The following is a 22,440-nucleotide window of genomic DNA, read 5'->3' on the forward strand; positions in this document are numbered from 1 at the left end:
AAAATTGAACGCCGCCATGGAATTTGATCCCCAAGCCCTTCTACTGATTAAATTTATCTGTCTACTGACCGGTACAGCCGCTATTGCATGGGGATTAATCGCCAAACCATTGAACATTGCCAAATTAGCCAGCATACGCTTTTCCCTTGCGAATATCTGTGTATTTATCGGCATCATTCTCAACACTCTAAGAACCGAATCAAATAGTTACCTCTACTGGTTTTGCGCAGATATTGTTATCTTACTCGGATTTATCATGCTGCGTTGGGGCACACAATATCTGTTCCGCTTACAGCACAGCACTAAGCTCGATCTCACTATGCTCGCAATCACCGCAGCGCTCATGTTGATGGTTCCCCCAAATGTCCAATCTCAACCGATACTCGCCATGCTTTTTTCAGCAAATGCAGCACTATCTTTTGTGATGCTCAGTCGAGATAACTATTACGCTATCCGCAGAGAGACTGGCAATAAGATTGCGATTGCCATGATCACCCCCTTAATAGCAATGGCTATCATCTTCATGATTCGGTTTTTCATCGCCCTGTTATCGCCGAGTGAAACGCCAATATTTATTGCCATGCACACGATTGAAGCCATTCCTGTGCTGTGGTTTTATGTGTTCTTAGCCTTACTTATCAATATCCTGATGATAGGTAATGCGATGACTCGTCTGGTGAGTAAAATCAGAATGTTGGCTGAAAAAGACCAGCTCACAGGGCTGTGGAATCGACGCGCAATGCAAAAAAGACTCACCACAACCCACCAACGCTGGCAGAAAAATGCAGAGCCTTATAGCGTGATCTTGCTCGATCTCGACCATTTCAAACACATAAATGATCACTATGGTCATGATGTTGGTGACCTCGCCCTGCTGACGGCGGCAAGATTATTTAACTCGGTATTACGGGAACACGATGTCCTGTGCCGTCATGGTGGGGAAGAGTTTTTGGTTTTACTGCCAGCCACAAGCGCACCATCCGCAAGAGCCGTTGCGGATAAATTACATCGGGTACTGAGGGAAAATCCGATTAACTGGCAGGATAAACAAGTCCAACTTTGCGCAAGCGTGGGTTACGCCACGATTTACCAAGGATGTCAGCCAGACAAACTATTGATTGAAGCCGATCACGCCATGTATCAAGCAAAATCTGAGGGGCGCGACCGGATCTGCCAAGCATTCCCCTCCCAATAAACACCTATCGATCAGGCCAATCTAAAGTCTCTGGTGCTTGCCAAAATGTCAGCGCCTCACTGACAGCCTCAGTTAAAAAGAGCTCGCCCTGCTCAGGCATATCAAGATACGCATAATCCTGCCAACTGCCATCTCCATGTTGATAACGAAAATGCAGGCAATAGGCGTGCAGATAACAGCGGTCGGCGACATCGGAGCCATAGAGGGCATCGCCCAAGATTGGCACACCAAGGCTAGCAAGCGCGACCCGTAACTGATGGGTTTTCCCCGAGTGGGGTTTGAGTAAATACAACCGTAGCCCATCGCCAACACTGACGGAAAAGAATTGGGTAATCGCTGGATTTTCTTTGGTTCGCAGTAACTTAAACATACTGCGGCGGGATTTAGCCATATCGCCAATCACCCAGCCTTGCTTCTTTTTCGGCTTACCTTTGGCGAGGGCGAGATAGTATTTCTGTACTCGATGGGCGCTAAACAGCTCAGTCAACTGCCGCGCTGCCGCCGAATGTTTAGCTAACAGTAACAGCCCTGAGGTCGGGGTATCGAGCCGATGCACGGCAAAGAGCTTAATCCCCAAATCCTGCTCCAGCTGCGCAACGACACCCGCGGTGCCATCTTGGCTATGAAAGTGCACATTCGGCGATTTAGAAATAACAAGAAAATCAGCCTCATTGGCTATGATTCGGTACATGGGGTTCCTAACAGTGTCACGCGGATATTGGCCTAAAACTGGATAGTAACCACAAGGCCGGGATGATTATCCGAAAGAGTAATTTGCGCATTGTGCCGCGACAGAATCGCTTTGACCATAGATAATCCTAAACCTGTACCCTGCAAATGGCGGCTGGGGTCGAGACGCACTAATCGCTCAAACACCCTTTCTTTGCTGCCATCGGGGATCCCTGGGCCGTTATCGCAAATCTTAATTTGGGCGCCAGATTGAATAATATCGATACGTGCGCCTTGGCCTGAATATTTCATCGCATTGTCGACCAAGTTATACAAGGCTTGGAACAACAGATACTTGTCACCATAAATTTTATGGTCAGATAGCAGCGACAGGCTCAAGGTTTGCTCATTCGACTCCGCAACTGCATCAGCCATTTCCAGCAAATCAGTACATAGCTGCGCCAAACTCAGCTCCTGCAAATCTAAGGTTTGCTGCCCTTCCTCAATGCGTGTCAGCGAGAGCATGGCATCAAAGGTCGCAAGGCAGTGGTCAAGCTCTTCGGTCAAAATCGCACAACCTTCGCTGATTTCATCGGGAGATTTGGCCGCTAACTCCTCAAGACCAATGCGAATATGGGATAGGGGCGTACGCAAATCGTGGGCAATGTTATCTGTCACCCCGCGCACCGCCATCAGGTTATTCTCGAGAATATCCAGCACGTTGTTAAATTGCAGCGCCAACATATCAAACTCGTCCTGACGCCAACTGAGCGGCAGACGCGTATCATAATGCCCACGCTCAATTTGCTCACTTAAACGGTTGTACTGCACTAAACGGCGTAAAATTGCTTTAGAAAACAGATAGCCCAGCGCTAAGGTTAACACTATGGTCAACATCACGGCCGTGGCCGCCGCGCTGATAAATTTATCGATGAGTGTGGCTAAGTTGTCGGTACGGGTGGCGATAAGTACGGGGCCATAGCGAGTCATCACTAGGCCGCCGGTAAGGATATGCAACTTATCTGGACCGCCCGTTAAAATCGGAAAATCCCGGGTTTGTGGCAGCATAGGCATACCTTCGGGCATAAAGCTTAAGGCGCCAACCATATCATAGCTATTGCGCCAAGCGATAAGCGCCGTCTGCGGATCGGCAGCACGAATTTGCGCCGCAAAACTGCGACGGTCGACAGTAAGAGCAAGCTGCTGATAGCGTTGGGTTTCGGACTCAAGATACTGAGTCACTTGGTACTGCTGTTCGATAATAAGTTGCCGATAAAGGGCAAACAGCAAAGCGCCTATGATCACAGTCACTAAAGTCGAGAAGATAATAGTGATGCGCCAGGCGCTGCTTTGGTAAGGCTTAATGCCTTTGGCGTAAGCGATAACCCGCTCCCCTTACGGTTTCAATCAATTCACCGTGGCCTAACTCTTCAAACTTGCGACGTAACTTGGCGATATGCACGTCGATCACATTAGTACGGGGATCAAAGTGATAATCCCACACGGCTTCAAATAATAGCGTCCGACTAATAACCTGATTAGCGTGTTCCATCAGATACTTAAGCAATTGGAATTCTTTGGGTTGCAGCATTAAATCGTGGCCATCTAAGGTCACGTTGCGTGTTAGCAGCTCCATTTTTAAGCCGCCGACCACCAGATCTGTGGTAATAGGTACAGATTGGCCCCGTTGCATCAACTTTTCGGCACGTACAAGCAGCTCCGAAAAGGCAAAGGGCTTAGTCATATAATCATCGCCACCCGCACGCAGACCTTTTACCCTTTCATCCACATGGGCCAGCGCCGACAGGATAAGCACTGGAGTTTGGTTGCCAGTTGCTCTAAGGGCGGCCAGCAGTTTCAACCCATCGAGTTGGGGCAACATGCGGTCGAGAATCAAAAGGTCGTACTGACCACTCGTGGCTTGCAGCAGACCTTGATGACCATCGCTGGCGGTCTCAATATTATGTCCCTGCTCAAGAAATCCTTTAACGATGTAGTCGATCGTTGTCGCATCATCTTCAACTAAAAGTATTTTCATCTGTATGCTGCGCTCCCCTGTCTTCACTTAGCGGTAATTCTCAGCGTGCTAATCCCACTTAAGTAAAGGTAACTGTCGTAAATTTTCAATATCGAATGCCAATTTATACTTGCCTGTATCGTCCAGCAACTTTAACTCTAAGTAACTGATACCTAAGTCATGGTCTAATTTTGCATCGGTCAGAAAGGCCTTATGATCCTGAGTCGCCATTGCAATAATGCCGGAGAAGGTTTGATGCTTAGTGCTGATAAGGCGTGCGGCTTCCACCTCGCCGACATCATCGGCTGTGACTTTACCCGCTTTTTGTTTCAATAACTTACCATCTCGCGCCCGATATTCGAAACGGGTAATTGCATTCGCCAGCGGATTAATCAACTCAAACTGGTAGACCAACTCGCCTTCCTGCATTTCCATTTCAAACTCGGCAATCACGCCAGGAAACTCCTTCTCAATTTGCTGCATCACGCTTAACGGCGGCAGATACTCACCGCTCGAAAGCATCGAATACATGCTCTGGGCTGCGGTGGCAATCCCAGATACCAACATGAATCCTAGCAACCATAGTCTCATGGTTCCTCCATAAAAATCGGCTAAGTTTGTATCTTATGAGACAATCAGTTAGATGTCGATGGCGTACCAAAATCCCATCGCTTTTATCCCTGTTTGCCCATGATGGCGCCTAGTTCATCACTCATGTGAATTGCTCAATCCACTTGATTCAAACTCAGCAAACACTGACGAATGCATTCAGTTTACCTAATAGCGACTGAAACACCGATGGAAACAAGATTAAGCTTTGATCATCTGGGGATTTTGAAGTATGACATTTACCGTAAAAACCCATCATTTAGCCATTTAAAATCACACTAATTGAATTTCAGCTGGTATTTTAGCGCATCTGTGTCGTCAAAAAGTACGATTGGCAATGCAATCCCGTTGTTCTAGAGTCAACTAAACGGCCATTTAAATCGGAGTGCATATGAAACCAATTACACGCTGGATTAGCTTAAGTTTGCTATTGCTTGCAGCATTAAGCGCCTACGCCTATGGCAGCGCCACAAGCGCCGTGACGTTTATCATCTTAGGTATGCTGTTGGAAGGAACATTTTGGATGGGATTACTAGGTAAGCGAAAAACAAAATAAACAGTCTCAGTTAATTTGCAGCTAATGCGTGATTCACCCTAACTACCCCAGTGTGAAATCGGCGCTGGCATAGCATGGGCATATCCCTGTTGATAATCGCACCCCAATAAGGTTGCCACATCAATGTGCATCAAAGTCTCCACACCTTCACAAACAACCTGCATTCCTAATCGCTGTAAATACTCAACTAAGCTCGTCAAAATTCGCATTGAATGTGAAGAGCGACAAGCTTGCAGCAAAAGGGAACGATCTAACTTGATGACATCATAGGGCAATACCATCATACGTAAGAAATTACATTCTTGGGTGCCAAAATCATCCAGTACGATGCTGGCTCCTCGTGCCCGTAACATTTCAATCAATTCATGCTGTTTATCATCTAATAAAGTGTGTTCTAACACTTCAAACCAAATTTTGATGCCCAGCACTTTTGCTTGAAGCAACAGCATTTGCAATAAATTTTGATAAGTAACACTGTATGGCATGGGATTTAAATTAATGGACAGTATGCCAACGCCTTTATCGGCCAATCTAGTTAAGTCTTTAAGAATCGACCTCAACATCCATATATCTATATGCAGAGAAGTATTTTGATCTAACAATAAAAAATCAATACCTACATATGCATGACTCTTGGCATCCCAACGGCGTGCAAGTGCTTCATATCCTATAACGGTTTTATCAACCCCGATAATAGGCTGATAAAAAGGCATAACCACATCAGACATAATGCAGCTTGCAATATCTTCACTCACTTTTTTACGTTTAACTGACAGCATAGATACCTACAGAATATTAATATATCTGACTTATTTTTAACTAAATTGGCACTCGTTTCTATCAGATAAATCCTAAAAACAAAAAATCACTGAACTTTATTATAGGACTATTCCTATTAACGCATAAAAATCACCCATATAAAATACAGCTAAAATGTTGTTCCAATCGAACAGCAACATCAACCAAAAAAAATGAAATCAAGGCAACTCAATACAAGGTAACTCAATAATAATGCGATTATATTTAGCGCTTTTTGGTATTATTTTTTATAGCTCTCAAGTTTATGCTGCGGCAGAAATAAGCATAGGAACCTTATTTGACTATATGCCTAGCAATAAAACCACTTATTTGAAAAAAATAATGAACATGGGTGATTCAACCGCATTTATTAAAATATCGATTAACGAAATAAAATATGATGAAAATGGCCAACCCTATGAAGTGCCAGAACAGGAAACAGAAAACCGCGCCTTGATAGCGAGCCCGTCTCGCTTAATTATTCCAGCCAAGGGAGTACAAGCAACGAGATTGTTATTCTTAGATAAAAAAGACACAGAACGTTACTTTAGAGTTCGCTTTGTACCAGTGCAGCCAAAAAACAATGATGGATTTGATGAGCAAAAAACTGAGCAAACGCGTGAAAAACTCACTGCCGGAATACAAATACTAACAGGTTATGGGGCATTTTTATTTATCACCCCAGAAGAACCTAAATACTCAACTGAAATAACGGAAGACACAAATAGCGCAGAAATAAAAAATAACGGGAATACGACTATTATTTTAGATTTTTTTGAATCATGTAACAAAAAAACCAAAGAGTGTTCCACAGCGACCAAATTGCACATCTTACCCGGTTCAAAAAAACAACTGGTAAAGAATAGTAACGAAAGCTATCACTTTCAATTGATTGAAGGTGATAAAACCCAAAGCATAGTTATTGGTAACTAATGCATCCTAAAGGAGACTGTAATGAAAATATGGAAGGCGGCCCCAATAACCTTATTAGTGGCCATGAACTCATTTGCGGCTGAAAAGATTGAACATCAAGTCACTGTGATTGCACAAATTCCGTCAGAGAACTTTTTTGTGCAACCAACAGGCAATGATAACTGGATCAACAGCCAGCAAAAGTTAGCATATAACGCCCATACAAAAAAGCTAGATCAATTAAATAAGCAACTAGAAGTTAAAAGTACCATTGGTGCTATTACGGGTTACTTATCAAACCCAGCCATTATCGCCAGTGGCAATGATAATATTGCACTAACAGTTAAAGTGGGCGGTATTGAACTGAAGACATCTGCGACAGAATTAGTCGATGTCGACAATGCTAAAACGGGTAAAACCCTTGGACTAGAGATCATTCCAACTGTCCCTGCAAGCGGCTATGTCGCAGGTAACTACCAAGGCATGGTCAATATGATTTTCGAATCTGAAACACCACCTAAAAAACCATAGAGATTTATTAAGTTAAATTTCAAAAAAGCTCCCGCGAAGGGAGCTTTATTAATTTTCAAGTTAACGACTCATGCTTTTCATTTTTTCGATATGAGGCAACACACTTGTCATCTTTGATCCTGACTATTCTGATCGCAACGCTAATCTTTAGCTCTTGCTCTTTGGCTAATAGCACACCATCAGACTCACTCAAGCTGTTAAAGCAATATCAAGACTTGCCCGATGGATTTTCTGAGCATTTTTTTAATGCCCCATTAACAGTAAGAATCACCATCGATAATAAATTGCTTGGCGAAGGTGAAATAGTGTTAGGACTCGATACCAGTGTGCAACTATTAAAACTCATAGACGTGAGCGAAAGTGATATTGACGAACGCCAGCAACTGTTTTGGATAACGCAATTAAACCAAAAGCATAAGTTAGGTTTGTGTCAAAAAGCTTGTCAAGGTGACATATTAGCGATTGAGTACAATTTAGAAAACTCTCAGTTAGCGATTTTAACGGCCAAAATCGAGAAGCAAGAGTTAAACTCACACTACTATGCCTTGCCTGTACAAGGCAGCTATGGTGCGCTATTTCGACAACAGCTCAATTGGAGTCAATCCGATGAGAGCACTCACGCAGGCCGTTATAATTTGCAGGCTCAAGCGAGTTTAGGCCAATGGACCACATTATTAGAAGGCGAAGTCACTCAAAATAACGAAGAGACACTCAACTCGAGTATTCAACAGTTATATACCGAACGCCAAAACGAAGGACACTTCTATCGACTCGGGTATTTCTCCCCTTATGCTCAAGGCTTAGTTCGTCAGCCCATCATTTACAGCGGCAGCTCACAAGCTGTAATGGGCGTGATGCTGGGTGACTCTAATCAATTATTGGTTGATCAAACCTACGCCAGTGCCACACCGATTTATGTCACTCCGAATCGTGCAGGTATGGTTGAAATCTATCAAAATGGACAATTGATCAACTCGCAACAGATTAAGACTGGCCTACAAGCCATTGATACTAAAGTATTACCATCTGGCATATATGAAGTTGAAATTCGGATTCTAGAAGATGGTCAAATCACTGAACGTCGTCGAGAAATCATTAACAAACCCATTCAATGGCAAAACACCGAAGACCCTTTTCGAGTGAACTGGTTTGCTGGAGAAAAATTATCCGAAATAACGAATTGGGATGATGAAAGTAGACGCGGACTCAGCACGGGGGTACTCGCAAACTACTTATTAACACCGGCGATTATCCTTGGAGCAGCGGCCCAATTTGTTGATAAGGGTTGGCATTATAGCGTTTCGGCCGATTGGGACTGGAACCAACAACTGCGCTTTTTTGGTAATTGGGTCATGGATGAGCAACAGGGCAGCGATTTGGATTTGCAAGCAGTTTATAGCTACAGGCAAGGTAGCTTTGTACTCAGCCATCAACAACAGCTCAGTCAATCACAACACATTGATATTACTAACTCTAAGTCCCAAAAGACCAGTGTATCTCTGCAGCATAACTTAGGGAAAGGTCACTCTATTTCCGCCTATTTGTCACATCAATCAGAGCAAGGTCAAGGGATAGATTTAGGCTGGCAGTACAGCGGTAAGCTCTGGGGACGTCAAATCAGCTGGAGTGTAACCGCGTTCGATCGTCCGGGCAACATTAACACCTTAGGTCAGCGCGACCAAGGTGGCGCACTTTATTTCAGTATGAACTTAGGCGATCAAACGCGTCGAATCGGTGGTGGCTTGGGTAGCAGAACTTCACGCTCTGGCGGGCAAGAGCAGCATGCCTATGTTGATTACCAACAGCAACTGGACTGGCGTGGGATTGAAACCATTGGGATGGGGCTAAACACGGATAGCTATGGGGTTGGTGCAACCGTTAATAGCCGCTTTAGCAACGATATTGTTAGCGGCGATGTCTATGCACAGTCATCGTCCTATAACGGTGGTATATCAGGCGGCATCAACCTCGATAGCATGCTTGCACTAGGGCAACAGGGTGAACTCAGCATTTCAGGCCAGAGCCAAAACTACGATGCGGGCATGATAGTCGATGTGATTGCAGACAGCCCTGACATCATTTTACAAGCAGATGATGAGCACGGTGGTAGTGTGCGCTTAAAGCCTGGGCGCAACTTAGTGCCAGTAACCGCCTATCGCAGTGGTAGCGTACAACTCGCCATACAGGACTTTGATGACACACCTTCAGTCATCCAACCGAGCGTATTGCACTACCACCTCAATAAGGGAGGCGTCAGTTACCAACAAATCAGAGTCATGAAGACTGTCACTGTGATTGGCCGCTTAGTTGACCAGCAAGGAAGACCGCTTAAAGGCGCGCTTATCGCCAACCATGCGGGACGCAGCTTGAGTGAGGCCGATGGCTTTTTTGCCGTAGAAATGAGTGAACGCCACCCGAGCTTGCAAGTGGAATATCAAGGTATACAAGAGTGCAACCTTGAACTCGATTTACACCGAGTTAAACGTGAACAGAACCTATTGCTATTAGGCAATATCACTTGTCATGCCCAATCATGGGCACAACAAACATTAACAGAGAACCTAGCCAAGTGAATTATCGTAATGCGTTATATATATTGATACTTACAATATTATCAATCCCCTTAACACAAGCTGCTACTATTCAAGTGACGGCTGAATATAAACCTGCACCATATGATATTACTGGCAGTAAGTTTATTAATACCACAACATGCTCTATAGGAAGGCCACTAGAAGGTTTCTGGTGCAACGGCAAGGCATCATTAGAAAATGAACAAGCTGTAAGCATACCAACCAATATCACATCAAGGCTCATAAAAAATGATGGTAAATTAGAACATGCCATTATATATCAGAAATTTACTGGAGAAAAAGAAATTGAACTAACTAAAGTTGGGAGTAGTTCCCCCCATAAAATGAAGTTTAAATTAACACAACTTGGTGCAAACCAGAGTCCAAACTATATTAAAGAAGCTGGTACAACTGGTAGTGAATGGCCAGAAACGAATGTTTTAGGAGCATGTAATTATAGATTAGGGGTATGGGCAAGCGTCTATAATCTCCACTATATGTATGACATAAAAGATGCTAATCAAAAATCTGGTGGGTTTTGTTACGATAATAGATTCAATTCAACATTTACCTCAACTGACATTCGAATTGAAAGAATTTATATGGGATATAAACTACAACCGCCAGATCCATTAAAAATGGAAAATGGCACTTATAAGGGCAGTTTAACCTTGAGCCTTGGACGCAATAAAGATCTCGATTTTGGCGACGCAACCTACTCAGACTCAAACGTAACAATAGAGTTTACCTTAAGGGTCACACATCAACTTAAGGTAGAGTTCCCTGCTGGCAGCAATAAAGTGATCTTGCAACCGCCCAAGGGCTGGGCACCATGGATGAACAACGGTAAAACACCATCTAACTTGAAGGCGGAATTACCATTTAGACTCTGGAGTAGTGCAGCATTTGATGTTTCATTGAGTTATTGCCAATATCAAAATAATCGCCAGTGCCAACTTAAAAACATTAAAAACAGCCACAAAACAAATGTTAAAATCAATTATATAAATGGTGAAGGAAAATCAATATTGCTAACAACATCAAAGTACCGCTTTACAAATATAAATGGGGAATATATTAATGTTGCACGAAATTTTTCATTTGAAATTGACAAAACCAACTTAACTGAAATGATGAAATATCCAGGAAGTACTTACCAAGGGGATGTGACTATTATGTTTGAGGCTGAAATCCCTCCACTTTAACATTAAAATAAGCCCTGTTGCTGTGCATAATGAAACAATTCACTGTCATTTTTTAAACCGAGTTTTTGCATCGCATTGGTTTTTTGGGTACTTATGGTTTTTACACTGCGGTGTAAATAGCTGGCAACTTGAGTCACTGACATACCATTTGCCAGTAAACGTACCACTTCTATTTCTTTGAGTGAAAGTTCAACTGGGATAGCATATTGATTAATACCTTGTTCATTTAACAATTCACGAACGGCATCACCAATATACACTGAACCCGATAATACTTTTTTAACAGTATTCGCTAATTCAGCTATGACTGATTTTTTTAACAATAAGCCATTAATGCCGATTTGCATAAGGGCTTGCAGCACACCTAAATTATGCACTTGAGTTAACACTATTATGGGTAAGTTTGGATATTTTCGCCTCAGCTGTTTAATCATGGTCATACCATCGGCATTGTCATCATTAGGCATACTAAAGTCTGTGATCAATAAGTCACATTCATGTTGCTCCAATGTACGCCATAATTCGGAAACATTATTTGCTTCCGCAACAATGTCACAACTTGGCTGCATTTCAGCCATCAAACTACGCACGCCAGTGAGTATAATAGGGTGATCGTCGGCAAGGATGATCTTAAAAGCCATATACAACTCCCGTGATAATGTGAACTTATGGATGCCTTATCTATACTACTTGGCATCAGTGATTTTTTCGAGACTTAATCCACTTTGGCCATAGAGATGAGTACGACTCAAAAAATGCGTAACCAACTTCTTTGCATCTTCAGTTGCTTATCCCTGCTATGCATGACTTTTATCACTCATGCCGAACAGCCCAAAACCACAACCATTAGAGTAGGCGTACTCGCCAACGGCTGGGGACCTTTTCAACAAATTAATGACCAGATAACAACGGGATTTAGTGTTGAACTCATACAACTGCTCGCCAAAAATCTTAATTATCAAATTGACTGGAAGGTTTATCCCAATTGGATGAGCCTCTATTCTGCTGGCTGTAATGGGGAAGTCGATGTCTTGCTTGACGCTTTTCGTACTGTTGAACGTACTCAATGCCTTATGTTTAGCCGCTCATACTACACCTCCCCAACTGTTGTCGTTATTCGTTACGACAGCCGATTTTTTCGCGATGTGAGTGAATTTGGCCGTGCAAGGATTGCTGTCGAAAAGGGGTTCTCAACCGAAAAGTTAGTCAAGTTGCATTATCCGACTGTATCTGAAGTTACATTTTCGAATACTGAACAAGCACTTAGTTCGGTCATTGATAAAACAACTGATGCCTATATTGGCAATCTCCACGTTGCTAACCAGTACATTAGTGCACATCCTGAACTTCTTATCGTTGCCCAAGCACCACTGATGATGGAAAACTTGCATTTAGGCATCACGAAGAACAATAGTCTGCTTGTAACACAACTCGATAATGCCCTAATGGCTCTGAGTGTAGAAGAGCGTAATGCTCTCGAAATGACTTGGCTGGGTATGGGTGATCTTCACTTTTTAGGCCACAGTAATTTTCTACTTAGACCCAATGAACGTGAATGGTTAGCGGGCCTACCATCTCTCAGAGTCGGATTTGTAAATCATTGGACACCATTCTCTTCGGTCAACAACAAAGGCATCTTGGTTGGTTTAATTGCAGATTACCTTGAGCAATTCAAGGAAAAACTTGGGCTAGATTATGCGACTCAAGACTCACGAACTTGGCATGAACTCCAAAGTGCACTGATTAGTCACGAAATAGACCTTGCTATTTTACCAACTCGACTCAGTGCACAATATCCAGACTGGCACATGAGCGAAACTTTTACATCTTTTCCTATTGTGATAGCCACAGCACGCAGTAGCCCACGAATCGCAGGTCTGTCAGAGCTGAACTTTCAACGCGTGGTCATCACAGATAATCTACTGCTGCCAAGCATTAAAAAAGCCTATCCGAATATCGATGTTGTAGTTTCTGCCAATCCCGACGAAGGTCTGACCTTAGTCGCAAAGGGCAAAGCAGCGGCTTACATAGGTAATTTGGCCGTTGTGACTATGCTTATCGACGACAAATTTGACGATGAATTACGAGTAGCGGCACCAACGCCTTATAAAGATGAACTCGCTGTTACCGTTCGTGAACCTTATTGGCCACTTATCCCATTAATTAACCGTGTTTTCTCCAGTATGAGTGAGAAAGAAAAACAGCAGATCCGTAATACTTGGCTAGCCGTAAATTACAGCGAAGGCATCTCTTGGCACACCTTACTCAAAACACTACTGCCAATTGCGATAGGTTTACTGCTTTTCATTGGCGGCTTAACCATAGCCTATTTAAAACTCAGGCAAGAAATCAATAAACGGCGCATCGTCGAAAATGCTCTAGCCATCGCAAAAGAAAACGCCGAGCAAGCCACTAAAAGAAAAGCTGAATTTCTCGCAGCCATGAGCCATGAGATCCGCACGCCCATGAATGGACTCGTGGGTATGGCAGAGCAACTCAGCTTTACCCCTCTTGGTATAGAACAAAAACAAATGGTGCAAATCATTATTAATGGTGCCGAAGAAATTCTCCAAATCATTAATAACATTCTCGATTTTTCTAAAATTGACATGGGGAAAATGCGCTTAGAATCAACCCCAATTCTATTACGTGAAGTTCTCGATAGTACGCTTTATATGGTTATGAATGATTTACATACCAAAAACTTAAACTTCTATTTACACGTTGACCAAGGTGTAGCAGCACAGGTAACTGGAGACAGCCTTCGCATAAAGCAAATCCTATTCAACTGGGTAAATAACGCCATTAAATTCACTGAACGCGGGTTTATAGAAGTATCGGTCAAACTAGAAAGTGAAAATGATGGTCAACAATTACTGCTTATTGGCGTACAAGATACGGGTATCGGCATGAGCACTGAGACTCAAGCACGGATATTTAATATTTTCGAACAAGCTGATGCCTCAACTTCCCGTAGCTACGGCGGGGCAGGTTTAGGCCTAGCTATTAGCCATACACTCGCCGAAATGATGGGTGGTGACATTATCCTAAATAGCGCTCCTCATTTAGGTACCTTTATCGGTTTACGTATTCGTTTACCTGTAGTTGCTCAAGATGCATTTGATAAAAAATTGCAGGGACTCTACGCACATATCGCAATCAAAGATATGAAATTGCACCACACTTTGTCTTGGCATTTAGCGTCATTAGGCATTGTATTAACTGAGAATAAAGCCAATGCAGACCTGTTATTTACTGATAATGCTTCGGATGATCGGCAACAGATATTGTGTATTCAGCTTAATGAAGCACTCGGTTATAAATACCAAAACGAGCAATGTTTATTGAATTCTAACCCTTTAACATCACAGGCTGTTAAGGATGTGTGTTACATAAACATGGGGTGGATTGATACTACAGTCTCGATACCGCAGAAGGAAATTACACTTAAGGTAAATTGGCCTGAATGTAACATTTTACTAGTTGAAGATCATCAGCTTAATCAGATATTGGTAAAACGACAGCTAAAGCAATTGAGTTTAGATTGTGATATTGCCGAACACGGAGTCCAAGCACTCGAACTCATGGAACAAAGACATTACGACTTAATATTATGTGATTGTCGAATGCCAGTAATGGATGGTTACACTTTTACCCAAAAAGTAAGATCACAGGAGATAGTTGGTCAGCATACACCTATCATTGCTCTCACGGCCAATGTATTAAATGAGCAAAAAGAACAATGCGTTGCGGTAGGAATGGATGACTTACTCGCAAAGCCATTACATCTAGATGAATTATATAAAATGCTATTGAAATGGCTCCCACAATTAAAACCTGCACTTATCGATATCAAAATGCTTGAGAAAGCATTTGGTGGTGAGGCATTAAGCAAAATGCTATTGATGTTTAAAGATGAACTTGAAAGTTCGCTACTAGATATTCAACTAACAGCTCCCCAACTTGCAGACAAGCTCCATAGAACTGCGGGAACAATAAGTATGTTAGGTCTCACATCAATTTCAGAGCAGGCTTGGTTACTAGAAGAGAAAATCAGACAAGAAGTTTATGACGACGCGGAGGCAGAATTAACTGAGTTTAGATCAACGTTGATTCAATTAATAAGTGAGCTAAACGCCATAATCCACGCAAATAATTGATGAGTAAGTACTACTCTAAAATATGAATTTGCTCAGATTTGAGCGCAACCGTGGTTTGCATTCCTTTGGTTAAGCCAAGCTTCTGTGCGAGATGAAGTGACACTTCCGTATTAAGCTGTAGTTTAGTCCCGGTAGCATAACAGACGACCCGCACCGACTCGCCCATCACAAGTAATGAGTCTATTGTCACATCTAACTTATTAAAACTACGGCATAAACGTCCATTTGAAATGGCGTTAAATCGAATACCCTGATTGGGGATGACCCAGCGAACTTTACTGCCAACACTGCGGTCTTTGCCAAAATCGCTGGCGATCAGCTGCTCACCAAATTTGAGCCAGGTGATGTCTTTAGTGCGATCTTGAAACACCACTTCGCCATCGAAAATATTCCTTAAGCCCATCTGCCGCGCAACGGCCTCGTTACGTGGCCGCGATAACACCTCAAACGGCGCGCCCTGCTGCAACATCTGACCTTGGCTAATCAAGATCATCGAATCGGCCAGCAACAGCGCTTCATTTAGATCGTGGGTCACCATAATCACGGGGCAAAGCAGCTGCTCTTTTAGGCGAGCAAGTTCGAGGTATAAACGCTCGCGGGTTTCTCTGTCCACCGCCGAAAAGGGCTCATCGAGTAACAACACCGACGGTTCACGGGCAAGGGCGCGGGCAAGCGCAACCCGTTGGCGTTGACCGCCCGAAAGATGCATCGGCAACCTATCGGGTAAACCATGCAGATTGACCCGCTCTAGCCAATCTTTTGCCCTAGCAACTCGCTCCGATTTGGGAATATGGTCAAGCCCCGCGACCACGTTCTCGAGTGCGGTAAGATTAGGAAAAAGCCCAAAATGCTGTGGCATATAGCCGATATGGCGCTGCTGCGGTGTCAGTGCGGTGCGACTTTGATGGTCGAACCATGGCGTTTCACCAAACACAATGCTGCCCGCATCGGGATGATTCAGCCCAGCGATCATCCGCAGTAACGTTGTCTTACCGCCACCCGAAGGCCCGACGACGGCCAGCACCTCACCCGCCTTACAGCTAAATTCGGCGCTCAGTTTAATATGCTTATGGTTTTGGATCTGGCAATGCAGATCAGCGATGATTTGCGCCACCCTGACCTCCTAAACGCCGCGATAGACTGGTGGTGAGAGCCAATGCGGTAATGGCAAATAACAGCAATACCAGAGACATAGTACCTGCAGCACCAAAATCGAAGGCCTGCACGCTGTCATAAATGGAGATCGATATCGTCTTGGTCTCGCCGGCAATATTCCCGCCCATCATCAACACGACCCCAAACTCACCGAGTACATGGGAGAAACACAGTACTAAGGCGGTCAATACCCCTGGCCATACCATAGGCAATTCAATTTTGAGCAGGATTTTAAGTTTGCTCATACCGCAACAGGCCGCAGCATCGCGCACATCGTGGGGAACCGCTTCAAAGGCACGTTGTATCGGTTGCAACGCAAAGGGAATATTCACCAGCACGGACGCCAGCACTAACCCCGAGAAATGAAACACTAATTGCTGCCCAGTTAGGCGCTCTAACCATTGCCCTAACCAGCTTTGGCTGCCAAGCCCCACCAGCAAGTAATAACCAATCACAGTCGGCGGCAAGACTAAGGGCACCATGATTAAAGCTTCAACCCAGGACTTACCCACAAACTGACGATAGGCTAAGGCTCGCCCCGCCAGAATCGCCAGCGGGATCAACACCAAGACTGTGATGCTACTGAGTTTGACCGATAACCAAAGCGCCTGCCAATCCATTGAAGACCTTACTGAGCGGGTAGACCAAATCCGTATTGCACAAATACGGCTCTGGCGGCATCAGATTGAAGATATTGATAAAAACGCTCCGCAGTTACCCCCGCTTTAGGCGTTAGCACCATACGCTGATAAAGTGGGCCGTGAAGATCTTCGGGTAAAGCAATTGCTTGGCCTAATGCTTTAAACTGTGGCGCTAAGGCAAGCGATAACGGAATAATACCGCCTTGAGTGGAGCCACTCACGGCAAATTGCGCCGCTTGGGAGGCATTTTCACCTAGGATTAGCTTGGTTTGTAGACCATCCCACAAGCCTAGTTTTTGCAACAGTTCACGGGCGCGTTCGCCATAGGGCGCATGCTCAGGGTTAGCAATCGCAAAGCGCTCCAACTTACCCGCGGCGAGCAGGGCTTTTACGCCGTTAAGTTCAGTATCCAAGGTTAAAGGGGACTTGTTTGGGGCGACTAAGGCTAGGCGACCGACTGCGTATTGCACGCCTTCATCGCGGGTAAAGCCCGCTTTTTGCAGCTCATAGATATAACGCTCATCGGCACTAAGCAACATTTCAAATGGCGCACCATGTTGAATTTGCGCGACAAAATTACCCGATGAGCCATAGGATACCCGCACCTTAAGTCCGGTTTCAGCGCTGAAGTTTTTAACAATATCATCGAGGGCAAACTTGATATTCGCGGCGGCCGCAATCGCAGGCACAGTCTCGGCGCGACTAACGGCAGGCATCAAGGCAACACTGAACGACAATGCTAGAGAAAATACTAGACTCCAGATTTTGCCTAACCCTGTCACACCGTGCATAAACTCACCTCTCAGTCTCGCCTGCTGCTAGCTCAGTCTTACGTTAGTCTTTATGTTGCCACACTTGCGCCGCTTGCTCGTCGGCATCCTTGGCCTCGACCCAATTCTTGCCCTTGTCCCCAGCTTCTAATTTCCAGAAAGGGGCTTTGGTCTTCAAAAAGTCGATTAAGAATTCGCAGGCCGCAAAGGCAGCCTTGCGATGAGCACTGGTGACACCAATAAACACAATTTGCTCACCCAGCGCCATCGTGCCAACACGGTGGATAACCGTAACTTTATTGAGCGGCCAACGCTCACGCGCCTCGGCAACGATTTGCTCAAGAACGCGCTCCGTCATACCGGGGTAGTGCTCTAAGGTTAGATCCGTCACCACTGAGCCATCGTTAAAGTCGCGCACCTTGCCAACAAAAGTCACAACGGCGCCATCGCTGTTATCTTGGGCTAATTGGTGGTACTCATCAGCCACATTAAAATCAACGGTTTGCACCCGTACATTCGGCAGTAAACGCATATCAACCTCCGGTCACAGGTGGGAAGAAGGCGACTTCATCACCATCACTCACTCGGGTATCCCACTGGCTGATGGTTTGATTTACCGCCACCAGTAATTTGTCCGAGGCTAACACTTTGGCCCATTTATCATCTTTAGCCGCTAAAGTTGCCCGTAATCCTTCCGCAGTTTGTGTCTGCTCGCTCGCTTCAACACTCAGTTGTGCCGTACCTAAAAGCTCACGAACTTGGGCAAAAAACAACACGTTAATCATATTCTTATCTCGCTTTACGTTATTCAGCTTTAAAGTGTCCCGACTTGCCGCCGCGTTTTTCGAGCAGGCGCACCTGTGAAATCACCATGTCTTTCTGCACGGCTTTGCACATGTCGTAAATCGTCAGCGCTGCGACAGAGGCCGCCGTGAGCGCCTCCATTTCGACACCGGTTTTGCCGGACAATTTACACAGACTAGTGATGCGCACACGATTGTGCTCAGGCTGAGCCTCAAGCTCGACTTCGACCTTGGTTAGCATTAGTGGATGGCATAACGGAATTAAATCTGAAGTCTTTTTCGCCGCTTGGATCCCCGCGATACGCGCGGTGGCAAATACATCGCCCTTATGGTGGCTGCCGCTCATGATCATCTCAAGGGTCGCGCTCGCCATCTCGATAAAGGCTTCGGCACGGGCCTCACGCTCGGTCACGGCTTTCTCGGTCACATCGACCATGTGGGCATTGCCGTCGGCATTAATATGGGTAAATACATTGCTCATTGAAGCGATCCTTTAAACTGCTGCTAAATTCAAGCATATTGGAAATTGAGCGCAATCGCGAAACCTAACTAAATGAAAGATCACGCGATAAGCAGACTAAAACCTAAGTTAGATTAACCGCCAATCGAGGCCAAATGCTGAGTTACGCCAGTAATGCCCTGATGCAGATAATGGGTTTCTTTCTTCTGTGCCAGTTGACCGTGTAACCGCTCGATTAATTCCGCTTGCTGACTCGGGTGTTGTAGTAGATCACGCAAATCAATACCGGACTCGGTAAACAGGCACAAGTGCAACTTACCTTTGGCCGAGACCCGCAAGCGATTACAGCTCGCACAGAAGTTAGTAGCGTAGGGCATGATCAAGCCGATACGGCCCTTAAAGTCACTGTGGCTGAAGTTTTGCGCAGGGCCATCGTCGGCACGGGGTGTATCCAATTGCCAGCCGTTGGCAAGCAACTGAACTTTAATATCGGCCCCCGCTAAGTGGTGGGCTTGGAAATACTCGCGGCCAAGGCCGGTTTCCATTAACTCAATAAAACGCAGATCGATGGGCGTATGCTTAATCCAATTCAAAAAGCGCGGTAAATCTTTATCGTTCATGCCTTTGAGTAATACCGCATTGACTTTTACGCGCTCAAAGCCTGCTGATAATGCAGCATCGATACCACTCATCACCTCGTCGAACTTATTCTCGCCGGTGATCTGGTAAAACATCTTAGGATCTAAGCTGTCTACCGACACATTGATGCGGCGCAGACCAGCATCGAACCACTCTTGGGCATGCTTCTCGAGCCTATATCCATTAGTGGTAGTGGCTACGGTATGAATACGCGGATTATCGGCAACGACTCGAATAATATCGGTAAAATCTTTACGCAGCGTGGGTTCACCGCCAGTAATACGGATTTTTTGAGTGCCAACGAGGCTAAATGCGGACACCAAGTTTTCTATCTCACTGAGAGATAAAAACTGTTGCTTGCCATTGGGATGATAACCATCGGGGAGGCAATAGCTGCATTTGAAGTTACAAACGTCAGTGACTGACATCCGTAAGTAATGAAATTTACGACCAAAATTGTCTTGTAATTGAGACATGATCACCTTTCCAAGTGTGGGAGGCGAGTGCATTTCTTTACTCACCCCAGTGGCCTTATTGCCACGGCTACACCACCATATCTGTTGACTTAGGTAGGCAAGCTCGGAGAACCGTCAGCCGTGATTATAAGCCGAAAGTATTGGCTAGCTATACCCCTAAACAGGTATTTCTTGATCCGCTTCAACTGAGCGTGAACAATCTGTGACAGTGCTCACCCAAAGATTTGTCACTCTTTAGGCTAAACAGCCTGCTTAGCCCCTGTGCCCTGCGGTGATTTTGAGGTAAGGTGGACATTAGTAATAAAACGCCCGTTTACAAACAAACTACAACACCCGATATAAATTGGGGATAAGCGAAGGAAAAGGTGAACTGATGGAACGCGAATCAATGGAATTCGATGTTGTTATCGTCGGCGCTGGCCCAGCTGGCTTGGCGACTGCGTGTCGATTAATGCAGATATCAAAGGATTCAGGTAAAGAAATTACCGTTTGCGTGGTAGAAAAAGGCTCCGAAGTGGGCGCGCATATTCTATCAGGCGCCGTATTCGAACCAAGGGTATTAGACGAGCTATTCAGCGACTGGCGTGATAAAGGCGCTCCCGTCACCACAGCTGTGACCCACGATGAAATCTATCTACTCAACTCCGCTACCGACAGCAAACTCATGCCTAATGCATTTGTGCCGAAAACCATGCACAACGAAGGCAACTATATTGTCAGCGTAGGTAATCTCTGCCGTTGGCTCGCGACCCGTGCCGAAGAACTCGGCGTAGAAATTTTCCCCGGCTTTGCCGCCAGCGAATTACTCTTCAATAAAGATAACAGCGTGAAGGGTATCCTGATTGGCGATATGGGCATCGGCGCCGATGGCCAACCCAAAGACAGCTTTATGCCCGGCATGGAGCTTCACGCCAAATATACCGTGTTCTCAGAAGGCTGCCGTGGTCACTTAGGCAAACAGCTGATCGCGAAATACCACTTAGATAATGGTAAAACACCACAACATTACGGCCTAGGCTTTAAAGAAATCTGGAAAGTGTCCGCCGAACAACACGAACAAGGTAAAGTGGTACACACAGGTGGTTGGCCATTAACCGATGGCGCCTCGGGTGGTGGCTTCCTCTATCATATGGAAGACAACCAAATTGCCGTGGGTCTGATTATCGACCTCAATTACAAAAACCCCCATTTAAGTCCATTCGATGAGTTTCAGCGTTATAAGACTCACCCAGTCATCGCCAAATACTTAACTGGCGGCGAGCGTTTGAGCTATGGTGCACGTGCTATCACTAAAGGTGGCCTGAACTCACTGCCGAAGATGAGTTTCCCCGGCGGTTTGCTGATTGGTTGCGATGCGGGCACTTTAAACTTTGCCAAGATCAAAGGCACGCATACCGCCATGAAGAGCGGCATTGTTGCGGCTGAAACCTTAGCTAAGGCAATGATGGCCGAGGTCGAAGGCGGTAAAGATCTGGATTGTTTCCAAACCCATCTGGAAGAAAGCTGGTTACACGAAGAGCTATATAAGTCGCGCAACTTTGGCCCGGCAATGCATAAGTTTGGCACTTTCCTTGGCGGTGCATTTAACTACATAGATCAAAACTGGTTCGGTGGTAAGTTCCCGATCACCCTGCGTGATGAACACCCAGACTATGCACAAATGGCTCCAGTCAGTGCCTACAACAAGATTGATTATCCCAAACCCGATGGCAAACTCAGCTTCGATAAGCTCTCTTCAGTTTACCTGTCGAGCACCTATCATGAGGAAGACCAGCCTTGCCATCTACGCTTAAAAGACAACAGCATTCCGCTCGGGATAAACCTGGCGCAATTTAACGAGCCCGCCCAGCGTTACTGCCCTGCTGGCGTGTACGAAATTGTTGAGGAAGCGGGTCAACCGAAGTTTGTTATCAATGCGCAAAACTGCATCCATTGCAAAACCTGTGACATTAAAGATCCTAGCCAAAATATTACTTGGGTGACGCCCGAGGGCGGCGGCGGTCCAAACTACCCGAATATGTAATCTCTACCGAAGAAGGCGCTCATTGAGCGCCTTCTTTTTACTTGCCTTACCCCTACATTTTGGCCACAATTGCACCATAAAAATCACATGCTTCAAATCAGCAACTCATTTCCATCTATACTCTACATAACAAGATCTACCGCAAGAGCAACAGGTTAGGCCAAATAAATGTCTTGTACGCTGTTTTATTCGGCATTAGACCAAAACTAAGGTTAACTTTTAACATTTCTGTCCGATACTAAGTCATT

At 45.0% G+C, this 22,440-nt stretch carries 21 protein-coding genes and 1 riboswitch; of the genes, 8 read left to right on the forward strand and 13 right to left on the reverse strand.

Annotation, left to right across the window (positions count from 1 at the left end):
• The first annotated feature begins 16 nt into the window (after window positions 1–16).
• Window positions 17–1,195 (forward strand): GGDEF domain-containing protein, encoded by a 1,179-nt coding sequence (locus tag M0413_RS06435; protein WP_249553521.1) that lies wholly within the window; start codon window positions 17–19, stop codon window positions 1,193–1,195.
• A 4-nt stretch (window positions 1,196–1,199) separates the two neighbouring features.
• Here the strand turns inward: M0413_RS06435 and M0413_RS06440 are convergent, their stop codons facing one another.
• From M0413_RS06440 to M0413_RS06455, 4 genes are read right to left on the reverse strand one after another with little or no spacing between them, the layout of a single operon-like run.
• Window positions 1,200–1,886: a TIGR01621 family pseudouridine synthase gene (locus M0413_RS06440; RefSeq protein WP_249553523.1), complete on the reverse strand. Its 687-nt coding sequence runs from the start codon at window positions 1,884–1,886 to the stop codon at window positions 1,200–1,202.
• Window positions 1,887–1,918: 32 nt separating this feature from the next.
• Window positions 1,919–3,175: a sensor histidine kinase gene (locus M0413_RS06445; RefSeq protein ID WP_249553525.1), complete on the reverse strand. Its 1,257-nt coding sequence runs from the start codon at window positions 3,173–3,175 to the stop codon at window positions 1,919–1,921.
• Between the two features lie 49 nt (window positions 3,176–3,224).
• A complete protein-coding gene (locus tag M0413_RS06450; RefSeq protein ID WP_011621087.1) occupies window positions 3,225–3,902 on the reverse strand; it encodes a response regulator transcription factor in 678 nt (225 codons plus the stop codon).
• A gap of 48 nt (window positions 3,903–3,950) precedes the next feature.
• The gene (locus M0413_RS06455) at window positions 3,951–4,472 is read right to left on the reverse strand and encodes a hypothetical protein (RefSeq protein WP_047539695.1); all 522 of its coding nucleotides are present in this window, start codon (window positions 4,470–4,472) and stop codon (window positions 3,951–3,953) included.
• Between the two features lie 409 nt (window positions 4,473–4,881).
• Here M0413_RS06455 and M0413_RS06460 point away from each other — a divergent pair, with 409 nt between their 5' ends.
• Entirely contained in the window at window positions 4,882–5,046 is a 165-nt protein-coding gene (locus M0413_RS06460) for a hypothetical protein (protein ID WP_249553526.1), read from the forward strand.
• A 38-nt stretch (window positions 5,047–5,084) separates the two neighbouring features.
• On the opposite strand, the gene M0413_RS06465 is transcribed toward M0413_RS06460, so the two are convergent.
• Window positions 5,085–5,825: an EAL domain-containing protein gene (locus M0413_RS06465; RefSeq protein WP_249553527.1), complete on the reverse strand. Its 741-nt coding sequence runs from the start codon at window positions 5,823–5,825 to the stop codon at window positions 5,085–5,087.
• Window positions 5,826–6,057: 232 nt separating this feature from the next.
• On the opposite strand from M0413_RS06465, the gene M0413_RS06470 reads away from it, so the two are divergent.
• From M0413_RS06470 to M0413_RS06485, 4 genes are all read left to right on the forward strand, one after another.
• On the forward strand, window positions 6,058–6,777 hold the full coding sequence (locus M0413_RS06470; RefSeq protein ID WP_249553528.1) for a fimbrial biogenesis chaperone: 720 nt from the start codon (window positions 6,058–6,060) through the stop codon (window positions 6,775–6,777).
• A gap of 21 nt (window positions 6,778–6,798) precedes the next feature.
• Window positions 6,799–7,287, forward strand: a complete 489-nt coding sequence (locus M0413_RS06475; protein WP_105251093.1) for a CS1 type fimbrial major subunit — start codon at window positions 6,799–6,801, stop codon at window positions 7,285–7,287.
• Window positions 7,288–7,391: 104 nt separating this feature from the next.
• Complete coding sequence (locus tag M0413_RS06480) at window positions 7,392–9,860, forward strand: CS1-pili formation C-terminal domain-containing protein (protein WP_249553529.1); 2,469 nt, start codon at window positions 7,392–7,394, stop codon at window positions 9,858–9,860.
• Entirely contained in the window at window positions 9,857–11,065 is a 1,209-nt protein-coding gene (locus tag M0413_RS06485) for a hypothetical protein (protein ID WP_249553530.1), read from the forward strand. The genes M0413_RS06480 and M0413_RS06485 overlap by 4 nt, the downstream gene beginning before the upstream one ends.
• 2 nt (window positions 11,066–11,067) lie before the next feature.
• On the opposite strand, the gene M0413_RS06490 is transcribed toward M0413_RS06485, so the two are convergent.
• On the reverse strand, window positions 11,068–11,706 hold the full coding sequence (locus M0413_RS06490; RefSeq protein WP_220591744.1) for a response regulator: 639 nt from the start codon (window positions 11,704–11,706) through the stop codon (window positions 11,068–11,070).
• A 114-nt stretch (window positions 11,707–11,820) separates the two neighbouring features.
• Here M0413_RS06490 and M0413_RS06495 point away from each other — a divergent pair, with 114 nt between their 5' ends.
• Window positions 11,821–15,225: a transporter substrate-binding domain-containing protein gene (locus tag M0413_RS06495; protein ID WP_249553584.1), complete on the forward strand. Its 3,405-nt coding sequence runs from the start codon at window positions 11,821–11,823 to the stop codon at window positions 15,223–15,225.
• A 10-nt stretch (window positions 15,226–15,235) separates the two neighbouring features.
• Here M0413_RS06495 and M0413_RS06500 read toward each other — a convergent pair whose 3' ends face one another.
• The 7 genes from M0413_RS06500 to moaA all read right to left on the reverse strand — a co-directional run bounded on the left by M0413_RS06500 (window position 15,236) and on the right by moaA (window position 20,169).
• Window positions 15,236–16,339, reverse strand: coding sequence for an ABC transporter ATP-binding protein (locus M0413_RS06500; protein ID WP_249553531.1), 1,104 nt, complete (start codon window positions 16,337–16,339; stop codon window positions 15,236–15,238).
• Entirely contained in the window at window positions 16,320–17,000 is a 681-nt protein-coding gene (gene modB, locus M0413_RS06505; RefSeq protein WP_144376044.1) for a molybdate ABC transporter permease subunit, read from the reverse strand. Before modB ends, M0413_RS06500 begins: the two co-directional genes overlap by 20 nt.
• Window positions 17,001–17,008: 8 nt before the next feature.
• The gene (gene modA / locus M0413_RS06510) at window positions 17,009–17,812 is read right to left on the reverse strand and encodes a molybdate ABC transporter substrate-binding protein (RefSeq protein ID WP_249553532.1); all 804 of its coding nucleotides are present in this window, start codon (window positions 17,810–17,812) and stop codon (window positions 17,009–17,011) included.
• A gap of 43 nt (window positions 17,813–17,855) precedes the next feature.
• Window positions 17,856–18,323 carry a molybdopterin synthase catalytic subunit MoaE gene (gene moaE, locus M0413_RS06515; RefSeq protein ID WP_055646887.1) on the reverse strand — a complete coding sequence of 156 codons (468 nt, stop codon included), beginning with the start codon at window positions 18,321–18,323 and terminating at the stop codon, window positions 17,856–17,858.
• Between the two features lies 1 nt (window position 18,324).
• Entirely contained in the window at window positions 18,325–18,576 is a 252-nt protein-coding gene (moaD, locus tag M0413_RS06520) for a molybdopterin synthase sulfur carrier subunit (protein ID WP_047538593.1), read from the reverse strand.
• 19 nt (window positions 18,577–18,595) lie between these two features.
• Entirely contained in the window at window positions 18,596–19,030 is a 435-nt protein-coding gene (gene moaC, locus M0413_RS06525; RefSeq protein ID WP_370686196.1) for a cyclic pyranopterin monophosphate synthase MoaC, read from the reverse strand.
• Window positions 19,031–19,188: 158 nt separating this feature from the next.
• Window positions 19,189–20,169, reverse strand: a complete 981-nt coding sequence (gene moaA, locus M0413_RS06530) for a GTP 3',8-cyclase MoaA (RefSeq protein WP_249553533.1) — start codon at window positions 20,167–20,169, stop codon at window positions 19,189–19,191.
• Window positions 20,157–20,290, reverse strand: a riboswitch (molybdenum cofactor riboswitch). Its footprint overlaps the gene before it by 13 nt.
• 252 nt (window positions 20,291–20,542) lie before the next feature.
• Here moaA and M0413_RS06535 point away from each other — a divergent pair.
• Window positions 20,543–22,192, forward strand: a complete 1,650-nt coding sequence (locus tag M0413_RS06535; RefSeq protein WP_249553534.1) for an electron transfer flavoprotein-ubiquinone oxidoreductase — start codon at window positions 20,543–20,545, stop codon at window positions 22,190–22,192.
• Window positions 22,193–22,440: the final 248 nt, after the last annotated feature.

The organism is Shewanella sp. 8A (assembly GCF_023475945.1).
Lineage (GTDB): Bacteria > Pseudomonadota > Gammaproteobacteria > Enterobacterales > Shewanellaceae > Shewanella > Shewanella xiamenensis.